This is a genomic window from Proteus sp. G2675, from assembly GCF_963886535.1.
Taxonomy (GTDB): domain Bacteria; phylum Pseudomonadota; class Gammaproteobacteria; order Enterobacterales; family Enterobacteriaceae; genus Proteus; species Proteus mirabilis.
In genome coordinates, this window is record NZ_CAWPCB010000052.1 from 19,641 (window position 1) to 33,826 (window position 14,186).

Consider the following 14,186-nt stretch of genomic DNA (forward strand, 5'->3'; position numbering starts at 1 on the left):
AATAACCGCCCTAAAATAGTTAGGGCGGTTAATGAAAAAATTAAGTTAGACGTTTGCAATAAGTAGTCTGTGTATTTGTATAAGTTTGTCTTGATAGCGGTTTTTGGAGGCACCTTTAAACACTGTTAGACAGTTTTTAAAGGTTCCTTGAGAGTGAAAAACTCCAATATTTTAAGAACCTGCGAGATAGCGGGTCATAAGAGAACCTTGCAATCGACACCGTTTAATAACGGTACTAGTTATCCACGGCGAACTAAAGCTGTATAGCTTAAGGGATCATAATGCAGAACGGCGCAATGAAGGACTGGCTAGATTCCACATTTCTAGCAGGAGAGAATCAGTCTTACATAGAAGAAATCTATGAAGATTACCTAACTGACCCAAACTCTGTTGACGAAAGTTGGAGAGAAATCTTTCAACAACTACCCGTAAGTCAAGGCGCAGAACAGTCGCATTCTCAAACCCGCGACTACTTCAGACGCCTCGCAAAAGAATCCACTCGATATCATACCTCGGTAAGCGATCCTGCAATGGACTCAAAACAAGTTAAAGTTTTGCAGCTCATTAATGCGTTTCGTTTTCGTGGTCACCAAAATGCTAATCTCGATCCGCTTGGTTTATGGAAAAGAGAATCTGTTCCAGATTTAGATCCTGCTTTCCATAATCTCACCAAAGAAGATTTTGAAGAAACCTTTAATGTTGGTTCTTTTGCTATCGGCAAAGAAACCATGAAACTCGGTGATATCTATGAAGCACTGAAACGTATTTACTGCGGTTCTATCGGTGCTGAATATATGCATATTACCAATACAGAAGAAAAACGTTGGATCCAACAACGTTTAGAATCTGTCAATGTTGCAGACCAATTTACTAAAGAAGAAAAAATTCGCTTTTTAGCAGAACTGACTGCAGCTGAAGGGTTAGAACGTTACTTAGGGGCTAAATTCCCAGGAGCAAAACGTTTCTCTTTAGAAGGTGGGGATGCTCTGATCCCAATGTTAAAAGACTTAATTCGTCATGCAGGGAAACAAGATACCCGTGAAGTGGTACTTGGCATGGCTCACCGCGGACGTTTAAACGTTCTGGTTAATATTTTAGGGAAAAAACCGGCAGATTTATTTGATGAATTTGCGGGTATACACAAAGAGCATTTGGGAACTGGTGACGTTAAATATCACCAAGGCTTTTCATCTGATTTTGCAACAGAAGGTGCTCAAGTTCACCTTGCTTTAGCCTTTAACCCATCTCACTTAGAAATTGTGAGTCCGGTTGTTATCGGTTCAGTCCGTGCTCGTCGTGACCGCTTAGATGAAGCGCGCAGTAATATGGTTCTTCCGATCACCATTCATGGTGACGCAGCAGTGACAGGGCAAGGTGTTGTTCAAGAAACACTGAACATGTCACAAGCTCGCGGTTATGAAGTTGGTGGTACGGTTCGTATCGTTATTAATAACCAAGTTGGTTTTACCACATCAAATCCTAAAGATGCCCGTTCAACAGAATACTGCACTGATATTGTGAAAATGGTTCAAGCACCTATTTTCCACGTAAATGCAGATGATCCTGAAGCGGTAGCTTTCGTCACCCGTTTAGCGTTGGATTTCCGTAATACCTTTAAGCGTGATGTGATGATTGACCTTGTTTGTTATCGTCGTCATGGACATAACGAGGCGGATGAGCCAAATGCAACTCAGCCATTGATGTATCAAAAAATCAAAAAACATCCAACACCTCGTAAGATCTATGCTGATAAGTTAGTAGAGCAAGGTTTAATCGAAGCTAATGATGTTACTGAGTTAGTTAATCTCTATCGTGATGCTCTCGATCGTGGTGATTGTGTCGTTGAAGAGTATCGTCCTATGGGGCTACATTCTTATACATGGGAACCTTACTTAAACCATGAATGGAATGAAGAGTATCCGCATAAAGTCGAAAAATCACGCTTACAAGATTTAGCGCGTCGTGTCAGCACAGTACCTTCTGAAATCGCAATGCAATCTCGCGTCGAGAAAATTTATGCCGATCGTGCTGTTATGGCTGAAGGCGAAAAATTACTCGATTGGGGGGCGGCTGAAACCTTAGCGTATGCCACTTTAGTGGATCAAGGTATTACTATTCGCCTCTCTGGTGAAGATGCAGGCCGTGGCACATTCTTCCATCGTCACGCGGTTATTCACAATCAAACCAATGGTTCAGTTTATGTACCATTAGCCAATATTCATAACGCCCAAGGTCAATTTAATGTTTGGGATTCTGTCTTAACAGAAGAAGCGGTATTAGCATTTGAATATGGTTATGCTACTACTGAGCCTCGCGGGCTGACTATTTGGGAAGCGCAATTTGGTGACTTTGCTAACGTAGCACAAGTGGTTATCGACCAATTTATTAGCTCTGGTGAGCAAAAATGGGGTCGTATGTGTGGCTTAGTCATGCTGTTACCTCATGGTTATGAAGGCCAAGGTCCAGAGCACTCATCTGCACGTTTGGAACGCTATCTGCAATTATGTGCAGAGCAAAACATGCAAGTTTGTGTGCCTTCCACACCGGCGCAGGTTTACCATATGTTACGTCGCCAAGCGTTACGTGGTATGCGTCGCCCATTAATCGTTATGTCACCTAAATCACTGTTACGTCATCCATTAGCGGTATCGAGCTTAGATGAATTAGCGGATGGTAAATTCTTACCTGTAATTGGTGAGTTAGATGAATTAAATCCAGCGGATGTGAAACGTGTCGTGATGTGTTCAGGGAAAGTTTACTACGATTTATTAGAACAACGTCGTGCTAATGGGCAAACAGATGTTGCGATTATTCGTATTGAACAGCTATATCCATTCCCTCATGATGATATGGCACAGATTTTGGCACCTTATGCTCATGTGAAAGATTTTATTTGGTGTCAAGAAGAACCGCTAAATCAGGGCGCTTGGTATTGTAGTCAGCATAACTTCCGTGATGCTATTCCTACTGGCGCAACATTACGTTATGCAGGTCGTCCTGCATCAGCTTCTCCAGCTGTTGGTTATACCTCTGTTCATCAGGAGCAACAAAAAGCTCTGGTTGAAGATGCACTGAAAGTTGAATAAATAAGGATAGAAAATGAGTAGTGTAGATATTCTAGTACCGGATCTCCCTGAATCAGTTGCTGACGCGACAGTCGCAACTTGGCATAAAAAACCTGGTGATAGCATTCAACGCGATGAAGTGCTGGTTGAAATTGAAACAGATAAAGTTGTGTTAGAAGTACCGGCGAGTGAAGCTGGGGTGCTGGATAGCATTCTTGAAGAAGAAGGCGCTACGGTAGGTTCACGTCAATTATTAGGACGTATTCGTCTTGGTGATAGCACTGGTATTCCTGCGGATGTGAAACCTGCACAAGATACGACGCCTGCGCAACGTCAAAGTGCAGATATTGTTGCGAAAGAAAGCAATGATGCTCTTAGCCCGACAGCACGTCGTTTAGTCGCTGAACACGATATTAATCCAGCAGATGTAAAAGGCAGTGGTGTTGGTGGACGCTTAACTCGTCAAGATATTGAAAGCCATGTTGCTAATAATAAATCAGCAACAGCGGCCACCGCTGAAGTTTCTCAAGCTCCATTACCGCATCGTAGTGAGAAACGTGTACCAATGACACGTTTACGCAAACGTGTTGCAGAGCGTTTATTAGAAGCGAAAAATACTACCGCCATGTTGACAACGTTTAACGAAATCAACATGCAGCCTATTAAAAATTTACGTGCTCAATATGGTGAAGCATTCGAAAAACGCCACGGTGTACGTTTAGGCTTTATGTCTTTCTACATTAAAGCGGTAGTGGAAGCGTTAAAACGTTATCCAGAAGTCAATGCGTCTATTGATGGTACTGATGTGGTTTACCACAACTATTTTGATATCAGTATTGCCGTATCAACACCTCGTGGTCTGGTAACACCGGTATTACGTGATGCAGATGCGATGAGCATGGCGGATATTGAGAAAAATATCAAAGCATTAGCAGTGAAAGGTCGTGATGGTAAATTAACCGTTGAAGATTTAACGGGCGGTAATTTTACTATTACTAACGGTGGTGTTTTTGGCTCATTAATGTCAACACCGATTATCAACCCACCACAAAGTGCTATTTTGGGTATGCATGCGATTAAAGATCGCCCAATGGCAGTTGATGGTCAGGTTGTTATTCTACCTATGATGTATCTAGCACTTTCTTATGACCATCGTTTAATTGATGGCCGTGAGTCTGTCGGTTTCTTAGTGACCGTTAAAGAAATGCTAGAAGATCCTGCCCGTTTATTACTGGATGTGTAGGTAATAAATATCGCTTTTAGGCAGGAGATGCTCCTCCTGCCTCTACAGCAACATACACAAGCATCAAAGAAGTACAGTGTGTTCGTGAAGCCAGATTTTTCTGGCTTATAGTCAAAAAAATAAGAAAGTCCGACTTTCAACAAGATTATGGATAGAACATCATGAATTTACACGAGTATCAGGCAAAACAGCTTTTCTCACGGTATGGATTACCAGCACCTGCTGGTTTCGCCTGCTCCACGCCGCGCGAGGCAGAAGAAGCTGCATCAAAAATTGGCCAAGGCCCTTGGGTTGTTAAATGTCAAGTTCACGCGGGTGGACGTGGTAAAGCGGGTGGCGTAAAAGTCGTCAACTCAAAAGAAGAGATCCGCGCATTTGCTGAACAATGGTTAGGCAAACGTTTAGTAACTTATCAAACAGATGCTAATGGCCAACCAGTAACACAAATCTTGGTTGAAGCGGCAACAGATATTGCTAAAGAACTTTATCTTGGTGCTGTTGTTGACCGTGGTACCCGTCGTGTTGTCTTTATGGCTTCTACTGAAGGTGGCGTTGAAATTGAAAAAGTGGCGGAAGAAACGCCAGAGCTTATTCATCGTGCCATTATTGATCCGCTGACAGGACCTATGCCTTATCAGGGACGAGAATTAGCCTTCAAACTCGGTTTAAAAGGCAAACAAGTTAGTCAATTTGCTAAAATATTTATGGGATTAGCGACGATCTTCTTAGAGCGTGATTTAGCGCTTATTGAGATCAACCCATTAGTGATCACCAAAGATGATGATTTGATTTGTCTTGATGGTAAATTAGGTGTGGACAGTAATGCGTTATTCCGTCAACCGGAAATGCGTGAAATGCATGATCCATCACAAGAAGATCCACGTGAAGCGCAAGCGGCACAATGGGAATTAAATTATGTAGCACTCGATGGCAATATCGGTTGTATGGTTAATGGCGCTGGTTTAGCTATGGGAACCATGGATATCGTTAAACTGCATGGCGGTGAACCTGCTAACTTCCTTGATGTTGGGGGAGGGGCAACCAAAGAGCGTGTTACAGAAGCATTTAAGATTATTTTGTCAGATGAAAATGTCAGTGCTGTATTAGTCAACATTTTCGGTGGCATTGTACGTTGTGACCTTATTGCAGACGGTATTATTGGTGCAGTTGAAGAAGTCGGTGTTAACGTACCAGTTGTTGTTCGTCTTGAAGGAAACAATGCAGAGTTAGGCACTAAAAAATTAGCAGATAGCGGTTTAAATATTATTGCTGCTAAGAGCTTAACGGATGCCGCTAAACAAGTTGTTGCAGCAGCGGAGGCAAAATAATGTCTATTTTAATCGATAAAAACACTAAAGTTATTTGCCAAGGTTTCACTGGAAGCCAAGGAACTTTCCACTCCGAACAAGCTATTGCTTACGGTACTCAAATGGTGGGTGGTGTTACACCGGGTAAAGGTGGTACAACACATTTAGGCTTACCAGTATTTAATACTGTACGTGAAGCAGTGGAAGCAACGGGGGCGACGGCGACGGTTATTTATGTACCAGCACCATTTTGCAAAGACTCTATTTTAGAAGCTATTGATGCAGGTATTAAACTAATTATTACAATTACAGAAGGTATTCCTACGCTGGATATGCTGACTGTAAAAGTAAAATTAGATGAAGCTGGTGTTCGCATGATTGGCCCTAACTGTCCGGGTGTTATTACTCCAGGTGAGTGCAAAATTGGTATTATGCCTGGTCACATTCACTTACCTGGCAAAGTAGGTATTGTCTCTCGTTCAGGTACTTTAACTTATGAAGCAGTAAAACAAACTACTGACGTTGGTTTAGGTCAATCAACCTGTGTTGGTATCGGTGGTGACCCAATTCCGGGATCGAACTTTATTGATATTCTGAAGCTATTCCAAGAAGATCCGCAAACAGAAGCAATTGTTATGATTGGTGAAATTGGTGGTACAGCAGAAGAAGAAGCAGCTGCTTATATCAAAGATCACGTTACCAAACCTGTTGTAGGCTATATTGCTGGTGTTACAGCACCTAAAGGTAAGCGTATGGGGCATGCTGGCGCCATTATTGCGGGTGGTAAAGGTACTGCTGACGAGAAATTTGCCGCATTAGAAGCCGCTGGCGTTAAAACAGTACGTAGTTTAGCTGATATCGGTGATGCTGTTAAATCGCTATTAAATAAGTAACATTTTTGTTAATTACCTCTAGTTAAAACTACATATCATGCCAATCTCTGATCAAACTGGAGATTGGCATTTTTTATTGTTCTATTTTATGGCGCTTTTAGGTGCTGTCAGCAAGTAGTCACGTGTATTTTTGTTCGATTTTATCTCATCTTATTGTTTTTAAATATATTTTTATTTCATTTTTTGTGTGTTAAATAGTGATTTAAACACAGCAATAACGAAAATATGGCGCTAAACAAGAATACCTGAGCCCTGGTTTGCTAAAAAATGCGGAATTTGTTTTGCTCAGCCTAACTGATATGAAGAGTAGGGGAAGGCAAAAAAAGGGATACTTTTAGTATAATTTTTATTCATTAATACTATGTGTATAAGATTTACTATAGTTAATTTATATTGTTTAACGATACCTTATTAGCAGATAACCCCCCTCAATTATTATCATTTGTTAGTATTATTGGAAGGGCACAATCTTGCCCTATTGCAGTATGGTGAAGGTTTCATAGTGAAAAATGTATTATAGATACAATAATGCTCGAAAGAGAAGTTTAATGAGTAGCAGAGTAACCATGCTAAAAAACCGACCTTCTAAAATAACATTAAACTATCAACTATCAGCTAAACTTTAGAGATAAAGCTTACAAATAATCATTCTTCAATACAGTTATGCCATTTTGCTATCCATATTTTAAAAATGAAATGATTGTATATTGTTGTTTTACAAAGGAATATTATTTATTTTTATGGCTTAAGGTATGATTGCTATAGAGTGTATAAGTTATTTCTATTCAACGGATAGATACATTATTTATCCTAAATTAAACTTTGTATTAAAAAAAGATTATCATTATAAGAGTTTATTTATATTTTAGGTTCGCTCGATAAAACTAAATTTAAAAAGATAAAAAATTAAAAATTTATTTTCAACTTATTAATTAATAGATTATTTTTTTTAAATATCCCTTTTTTACCTGAAAAAAAATGTTTTTAATATTAGAATTAATGAAATACAGCTAAATATGACTATTTAAATGTATTTATGAAAATAAAAAGTTAATTTTATTATGGAAATTAATGGGAGGTAAATTATACTTAAAAATAAAACCAACAGTAAATTAACATTACGGTAACTATTGGGTAATTTATTCGCAACTAGTTAACATTAAAGTGTTTTTTTGATGTGGGTCAAGTTATTAATTGTGGAAAAATTTTCTAAATATGCTTAAATTGGCACACGATCAAATATGCTGTTACTAACCTAAAAGTCGTATTGTTGACCTAAGCTCAGAATTCAAATCTGGGTCACGCAAAATATATTTATTATATGTAAATATAGGCGTACTATTTGTAAGGTATTGTGTTTTTGGTCTTTAATATTCGTTGTTGTTTTTAGAGGCATTTATTGCTGGTAGTTATGAGGCTTTATTTATTAATTAAAGTCGGGTTGCCGCAAGTCGGTGTCTTCCTGCTAGGAGCAAGGAGTCAAGATGTTTGATATTGTCGAACTGTCACGGTTACAGTTTGCCTTAACAGCGATGTATCACTTCCTGTTTGTCCCATTAACGCTCGGTATGGCGTTTATGTTGGCAATCATGGAAACGATATATGTCCTGTCAGGTAAACAAGTTTACAAAGATATGACAAAGTTCTGGGGTAAGTTATTCGGTATTAACTTTGCTCTGGGTGTCGCAACTGGTTTGACCATGGAGTTCCAATTTGGTACTAACTGGTCATATTTCTCTCATTACGTTGGTGATATCTTCGGTGCGCCTTTAGCAATCGAAGGTCTGATGGCATTCTTCTTAGAATCAACTTTCGTCGGATTATTCTTCTTCGGTTGGGATCGTTTAGGCAAGAAGCAACACTTAATGGTAACTTGGTTAGTTGCCTTTGGTTCTAACTTCTCTGCGCTGTGGATCTTAGTCGCAAATGGTTGGATGCAAAACCCTGTTGCTGCAGACTTCAACTTTGAAACCATGCGAATGGAAATGTTGAGTTTTGCTGATCTGGTCTTAAACCCAGTCGCTCAGGTGAAATTTGTTCACACCGTTGCTGCAGGTTACTGTACTGGTGCATTCTTTGTTTTAGGTATCAGCTCTTACTACCTACTCAAAGGTCGTGATATCGGTTTTGCAAAACGTTCTTTCGCTGTTGCGGCAACCTTTGGTATCGCAGCGGTATTATCTGTTATCGTACTGGGTGATGAATCTGGTTATGAAATGGGGGACGTACAAAAAACCAAATTGGCTGCTATTGAAGGTGAGTGGCACACACAGCCTGCGCCAGCTTCCTTTAACTTGATTGCATTCCCTAATCAAGAAAAAATGGAAAACTCATTTGCTATTGAAATTCCATATGTAATGGGGATCATCACAACGCGCTCTTTTGATACGCCGGTATTAGGTCTGCATGATCTGATGAGCCAGCATGAAGTGCGTATTCGTAATGGTATGAAGGCGTATGACCTATTAACTGAACTACGTTCAGGTAATACTGATCCTGCCGTACGAGCTGCATTCAATGAGTCTAAAAAAGACTTAGGCTACGGTCTATTATTGAAGCGTTATACTGAAAATGTTTCTGATGCAACTGAAGAACAAATTAAGTCAGCTGCAAAAGACTCTATTCCTAACGTCGCACCACTTTTCTGGTCATTCCGTATCATGGTTGCTGCCGGCTTCCTGATGTTATTGGTTGTTGCGATCTCTTTCTGGACTGTTCTGTCTAATCGTATCGGTAACTACAAATGGTTACTGCGTGCTGCGCTGTTTAGTATTCCATTACCATGGATTGCTGTTGAAGCGGGCTGGTTTGTTGCAGAATATGGACGTCAACCATGGGCGATTGGTGAAATCTTGCCTACGGCTGTAGCAACTTCTTCACTGACACAGGCTGATATTCTCGTTTCTATGGGACTTATCTGCGGTCTGTATACTCTGTTCCTCGTTGCCGAAATGTTCCTGATGTTCAAATTTGGTCGCCTTGGCCCAAGTAGTCTGAAAACGGGTCGCTATCACTTTGAACAGAAGACAGCTTCTTCTGCACAAAGTAAGTAACACAGGAGTCCACTATGTTTGATTATGAAGTATTGCGGTTTGTTTGGTGGCTACTGATTGGTATCTTACTGATCGGCTTTGCGGTCACCGATGGTTTTGATATGGGTGTTGGTGTGTTATTGCGCGTCATTGCAAAAGATGACACAGAACGCCGTATTTTAATTAACTCTGTTGCACCTCACTGGGATGGTAACCAAGTTTGGTTAATCACTGCCGGTGGTGCATTATTCGCTGCATGGCCAATGGTATATGCTGCGGCATTCTCTGGTTTCTATTTTGGTATGATCTTCGTACTGGCGGCATTATTCTTCCGTCCAGTAGGTTTTGACTACCGTTCTAAATTAGAATCACCAAAATGGCGTGGTATGTGGGATTGGGGTATCTTTATTGGTAGCTTTGTTCCACCATTAGTTATCGGTGTTGCTTTTGGTAACCTATTACAAGGTGTTCCATTAGAAGTCGATAGCATGCAACGTGTATCTTATAATGGTACAACTAACGCACTAATTAACCTGTTAAGCCTATTAAACCCATATGGTTTATTAGCTGGTGTTATTAGCTTAATGATGATTGTGGCACAGGGTGCTAGCTATCTTCAAATGCGTACTACCGGTGAGCTGCATGAGCGTACTCGTAAAGCAACTTACATTACCTCTTTAATCACTTTTATTGCTTTTGCATTAGCAGGCGTGTGGTTAATCTACGGTATTGATGGCTTTATTATCACTAGTGCGGTTGATACTGCGGGTCCTTCTTCTCCGTTGTTGAAAACAGTTTCTCACGAAGCTGGCGCTTGGATGACGAACTACAACAACTATCCTATTTTATGGATCTTACCGGCATTAGGTCTGTTAAGTCCTTTATTAGCGGTTGTTGCAACTAAAGCAAACAAAGGAGCTTGGGCATTCCTGTTCACTTCACTGACTATTGCTTGTGTTATCCTAACGTTTGGTGTAACCCTGTTCCCATTCATTATGCCATCAAGCACATTCCCTGATGTAAGCTTGACAATTTGGGATGCAACTTCAAGCCTGTTCACTTTACAAGTGATGACAGTAGTCGCGATTATCTTTGTACCTATCGTTCTCCTCTACACTATCTGGTGTTACTGGAAAATGCATGGTCGCCTCGATAAGAAATTTATCGAAGGCAATAATCATACTCTTTACTAAGGAGCATAGAGAATGTGGTATTTTGCATGGCTTCTCGGCACACTCTTCGCTTGTAGTATTGCGGTGATCGCAGGACTGGCTTATGAGCACGCTGAAGCGAAAAAAACTTCAGAAAGTGAAGAATAATGTTGGATAAAAGTTACCAACTACTTAACAAGGGCCCAATTAGGGCTCTTGTTTTAATCATGGCTCTAGCAATGGCATTTTGTGTTATGTGGGATCCGAGTCGATTCGCGGCTAATACAAGCTCATTAGCGATTTGGCAAGGAATATTACTGATTTGGGCTGTATGTGCAGGGGCAGTTTTTGGCTTAGCCTATCGTCCTAAACATGTTGTAGCGCAATATCTATTACATCCCATTCCCGCCATTATTATTTTAGTTGTAGGGCTATATTATTTCTTCTTCTAATCAAAATGCCTTATTTTAACCTCTAGTAAGTGGCGTAAAATAAGGCATTCACTTCTTGTATATGGGTTATGCAATATTCCCCCTCACCTTTTAGGGCATAGAATTAATTCTCTCTTTTAAAAAATCAATAAATAGACGGGTTTTTCTTGGCATATGTTCACCATGTGGAAAAATGACATTAATAGATTGATTTAATAAGGTAAGTTCAGGAATAGGGCTAACAAGTTCACCCTGTGTTATTTCTTGTTGAATGTACCACTCTGGTAATATAGTCATTCCCATTTGTTTGAGTGCCATCTGTTTTAATGCACTAATAGTATTCGTTTCGAAAAGTGCCATTGAGTGCAATTGTGAAAATAGTTGATTTATTTTATCTTGTTGGCTGAGTTTGCTATGGCGTAAATTGCTGTTTGCAAGATAGGGAACTGCCGCTAAATCTGCAATTTCTTGGATAGGATATTTTTTCAATAAATGTGGTGATACCACTAATTTGATTGTGTAATCTGCTAATTTGCGATAGCGATAATTACTGTCTTTTAATGCGCCAAGGCGTATCGCCAAATCTAACTTATGATTGATAAGATCATCAATAGAAGAATTGAATATATATTGCACTTTTAGTTGAGGGTGTAAACACATAAATTGATGTAAAAGTGGCAATATATAATGTTCACCAAATTCAGCCGTTGAAGTTAATCGTAAAGTTCCCTGTAAGTTTTGTTGTCCTAACCGTGCCTTATCTAATGTTTGTTCGAGTTGAACTAAAACTTGACGAAAATCTTGATAAAGGATTTCTCCCGTTTCAGTTAATGTGAAGCGCCGAGTATTCCGATTAAGAAGAGATACATTTAATTCCGTTTCTAATGCTTTAATATGAATACTCACCATTGATTTACTTAAGCGTAAATACTTTGCTGCTTGTGTAAAAGAGCCTGTATCTACTACGGCGATAAAAGAACGAATTCGGTCTATTTGATTTTGCATGATTGTTTACTCTGATTAAACAATAAGTTCTATTTTGTCAGATAGACGATATTCGTCAATCTTTCGTACCCTATAGGGCGGAGGATTGCTATGTCTTATCGTTATCAAATAGCCATTATTTTTTTACTGAGTTTTTTTATTGATTGTATAAATATTTTTATGTCGGCAATTGCATTACCAGCAATTGCAGCGGATATGAAGGTATCTATCGTCTCCATTACATGGGTATCAAATAGTTATATTTTAGGTTTAACACTGATTATTCCATTGAGTCACTGGTTATCTCAACGTTTTGGCGTGAGAGCATTAATGGTCAGCTCGATGTTGATATTTAGTGCTTCTGTGGCGTTAGTAGGCTATTCACACTCATTTTTTGAGCTGATTTTATGGCGTTTTATTCAAGGTCTTAGTGGTGGATTATTAATTCCCATCGGCCAAGCTCTAACATTTCAGTATTTTCAAGGGCATGAAAGAAGCAAAGTCTCAACTTTAATTATGGCTGTTGCTCTTATTGCACCTGCAATTTCTCCCACAATAGGTGGGTTTATCGTTGATGCTGTATCTTGGCGTTGGGTTTTTTATAGTAATGTGCCTTTTTCATTACTTACTGCGTTTTTGGCTTTTATTTGGGTAAAAGAGTCTAAATCACAAGAAAATATAATACCAGATCTTAAAGGGATCTTATTAATCAGTATTATTATCGTATCAGGGTTATGTGCATTATCTGCTTACGGTGAGTATCACTCTACACAATTAGCATTAGTCATCAGTTTTTTTGCTGCATTATTTTCTCTTCTTTATTATCGTCATTATAAACAGAGTTTATCACCGGTAATTAATCTAAATTTATTAAAAAATAGAAACTTATCACTTTCCATTTTTCTCTATTACTGTATTCCAGGTGTTTTTACTGGTGTAAATATTCTGGCGATTTTTTATTTACAACAATATCTCCATTTTTCGGGGCAGGGTACAGGCAGTTTTATGCTGCTATATGCTATAGGTGCATTTATTTCCATTATTGTTGGTGGTGCACTTTATAATAAATTGGGTATGAAGCGCTTAGCTATATTCGCTTTAATTCTGCACAGTATTGGTATTGTATTATTAGCATTAGTAAATAAAGAGAGCGATCTGCCTTTATTAATACTGGCTTATTTAATGATGGGAATTGGTGGAGGGATCGGTGCAAATACAGCACAAACAACGGCCCTTTATGACTTTGATAAACAAAGGCTTATTCAAGCTAGTGTTATTTGGAATATAAATCGTCAAGTTGTATTTAGTGTTGGCGCGACACTTGTTGCAATGATCTTCAACACATTATCTCTTTTTGTATCGTCACAAATGGCTTATAGCACGACATTTTTTATCTGTGCAACCATAGGATTATTTCCGCTATTTCTTTTCATATTGTTAAAGCAAAAAACAAACTTACAGGAAACAAATCATGAGTATTAAAATAGACCCATTAATAGAAAGTGTGCAAGTGTTGCATAATGAGATTGAAACTGTTTTTACTCAAACCCCTATTGCTACACAGGCATTAAAAAATATAGAAATGTTACTTGCCAACACGTTTTCTATGATTGGTATAACAGGAAAGAAAATAAATTATGATGATGTAATGGCAATGTTTTCTCGTAATGCAGGGAAAAGGCCAGAATTGAGGATTGAAACAGATAGCTATAACATTATTTACCAATCTGAACATTGGGCAACGGTGAGCTATCGTGAAACGCATTATGAAAATAAGAAGATTCTCACCCGTCAATCTGTGGTAGTTTTGAGACGCGCGTCTCTAGATTGTCAATGGCAGTGGTATTACTTGCATGAAACACCTGTATTAGATAATTGATTGATTTTAATAAAAAAACCAGTAATAAGACTGGTTTTTTTATTGGTTGGGAAAAAGTTTGAATCAGAGTGCTAAACTATTAATTGTTAATTAGCAAGCATTTTAATGCTGAACTAATAAAAATATTTTTTCTATTCAGGCGCTAAAGCATATTGCGTGTTGCAAAGAAGAGTTTATGATTGGCGTCTGAAAACGGTGTTT

Annotated in this window: 11 protein-coding genes; 10 read left to right on the forward strand and 1 reads right to left on the reverse strand. The window is 38.9% G+C overall.

From position 1 onward, the window contains the following. The first annotated feature begins 281 nt into the window (after positions 1 to 281). The 8 genes from sucA (at position 282) to ybgE (ending at position 11,143) form a co-directional block, all read left to right on the forward strand. Positions 282 to 3,086 carry a 2-oxoglutarate dehydrogenase E1 component gene (sucA, locus tag AACQ49_RS16460; protein WP_004244418.1) on the forward strand — a complete coding sequence of 935 codons (2,805 nt, stop codon included), beginning with the start codon at positions 282 to 284 and terminating at the stop codon, positions 3,084 to 3,086. A gap of 13 nt (positions 3,087 to 3,099) precedes the next feature. Continuing rightward, positions 3,100 to 4,308, forward strand: a complete 1,209-nt coding sequence (gene odhB / locus AACQ49_RS16465) for a 2-oxoglutarate dehydrogenase complex dihydrolipoyllysine-residue succinyltransferase (protein ID WP_036908252.1) — start codon at positions 3,100 to 3,102, stop codon at positions 4,306 to 4,308. Between the two features lie 161 nt (positions 4,309 to 4,469). After that, on the forward strand, positions 4,470 to 5,636 hold the full coding sequence (gene sucC, locus AACQ49_RS16470; RefSeq protein ID WP_004244420.1) for an ADP-forming succinate--CoA ligase subunit beta: 1,167 nt from the start codon (positions 4,470 to 4,472) through the stop codon (positions 5,634 to 5,636). Then, positions 5,636 to 6,508 (forward strand): succinate--CoA ligase subunit alpha, encoded by an 873-nt coding sequence (sucD, locus tag AACQ49_RS16475; RefSeq protein WP_004244421.1) that lies wholly within the window; start codon positions 5,636 to 5,638, stop codon positions 6,506 to 6,508. The genes sucC and sucD overlap by 1 nt, the downstream gene beginning before the upstream one ends. A 1,484-nt stretch (positions 6,509 to 7,992) precedes the next feature. Continuing rightward, positions 7,993 to 9,561: a cytochrome ubiquinol oxidase subunit I gene (gene cydA / locus AACQ49_RS16480; protein ID WP_004252190.1), complete on the forward strand. Its 1,569-nt coding sequence runs from the start codon at positions 7,993 to 7,995 to the stop codon at positions 9,559 to 9,561. A 14-nt stretch (positions 9,562 to 9,575) separates the two neighbouring features. Beyond that, positions 9,576 to 10,733, forward strand: a complete 1,158-nt coding sequence (gene cydB, locus AACQ49_RS16485; protein WP_004244423.1) for a cytochrome d ubiquinol oxidase subunit II — start codon at positions 9,576 to 9,578, stop codon at positions 10,731 to 10,733. 12 nt (positions 10,734 to 10,745) lie between these two features. Further along, the gene (gene cydX, locus AACQ49_RS16490) at positions 10,746 to 10,859 is read left to right on the forward strand and encodes a cytochrome bd-I oxidase subunit CydX (protein WP_004244425.1); all 114 of its coding nucleotides are present in this window, start codon (positions 10,746 to 10,748) and stop codon (positions 10,857 to 10,859) included. Then, positions 10,859 to 11,143, forward strand: coding sequence for a cyd operon protein YbgE (ybgE, locus tag AACQ49_RS16495; RefSeq protein ID WP_004244426.1), 285 nt, complete (start codon positions 10,859 to 10,861; stop codon positions 11,141 to 11,143). Before cydX ends, ybgE begins: the two co-directional genes overlap by 1 nt. A 90-nt stretch (positions 11,144 to 11,233) precedes the next feature. Here the strand turns inward: ybgE and AACQ49_RS16500 are convergent, their stop codons facing one another. Next, on the reverse strand, positions 11,234 to 12,127 hold the full coding sequence (locus AACQ49_RS16500; RefSeq protein WP_012367668.1) for a LysR family transcriptional regulator: 894 nt from the start codon (positions 12,125 to 12,127) through the stop codon (positions 11,234 to 11,236). A gap of 90 nt (positions 12,128 to 12,217) precedes the next feature. On the opposite strand from AACQ49_RS16500, the gene AACQ49_RS16505 reads away from it, so the two are divergent. Both AACQ49_RS16505 and AACQ49_RS16510 read left to right on the forward strand, forming a co-directional pair. Next, positions 12,218 to 13,588 carry an MFS transporter gene (locus AACQ49_RS16505; protein WP_161779179.1) on the forward strand — a complete coding sequence of 457 codons (1,371 nt, stop codon included), beginning with the start codon at positions 12,218 to 12,220 and terminating at the stop codon, positions 13,586 to 13,588. Continuing rightward, positions 13,578 to 13,985: a hypothetical protein gene (locus AACQ49_RS16510; RefSeq protein ID WP_020945357.1), complete on the forward strand. Its 408-nt coding sequence runs from the start codon at positions 13,578 to 13,580 to the stop codon at positions 13,983 to 13,985. Before AACQ49_RS16505 ends, AACQ49_RS16510 begins: the two co-directional genes overlap by 11 nt. Positions 13,986 to 14,186 lie beyond the last annotated feature (201 nt).

What these genes read in the sequence shown, in the direction of transcription:
- sucA (WP_004244418.1), top strand. Translation starts at nt 282, where the DNA reads ATGCAGAACGGCGCAATGAAGGACTGGCTAGATTCCACATTTCTAGCA.
- odhB (WP_036908252.1), top strand. Translation starts at nt 3,100, where the DNA reads ATGAGTAGTGTAGATATTCTAGTACCGGATCTCCCTGAATCAGTTGCT.
- sucC (WP_004244420.1), top strand. Translation starts at nt 4,470, where the DNA reads ATGAATTTACACGAGTATCAGGCAAAACAGCTTTTCTCACGGTATGGA.
- sucD (WP_004244421.1), top strand. Translation starts at nt 5,636, where the DNA reads ATGTCTATTTTAATCGATAAAAACACTAAAGTTATTTGCCAAGGTTTC.
- cydA (WP_004252190.1), top strand. Translation starts at nt 7,993, where the DNA reads ATGTTTGATATTGTCGAACTGTCACGGTTACAGTTTGCCTTAACAGCG.
- cydB (WP_004244423.1), top strand. Translation starts at nt 9,576, where the DNA reads ATGTTTGATTATGAAGTATTGCGGTTTGTTTGGTGGCTACTGATTGGT.
- cydX (WP_004244425.1), top strand. Translation starts at nt 10,746, where the DNA reads ATGTGGTATTTTGCATGGCTTCTCGGCACACTCTTCGCTTGTAGTATT.
- ybgE (WP_004244426.1), top strand. Translation starts at nt 10,859, where the DNA reads ATGTTGGATAAAAGTTACCAACTACTTAACAAGGGCCCAATTAGGGCT.
- AACQ49_RS16500 (WP_012367668.1), bottom strand. Translation starts at nt 12,127, where the DNA reads ATGCAAAATCAAATAGACCGAATTCGTTCTTTTATCGCCGTAGTAGAT.
- AACQ49_RS16505 (WP_161779179.1), top strand. Translation starts at nt 12,218, where the DNA reads ATGTCTTATCGTTATCAAATAGCCATTATTTTTTTACTGAGTTTTTTT.
- AACQ49_RS16510 (WP_020945357.1), top strand. Translation starts at nt 13,578, where the DNA reads ATGAGTATTAAAATAGACCCATTAATAGAAAGTGTGCAAGTGTTGCAT.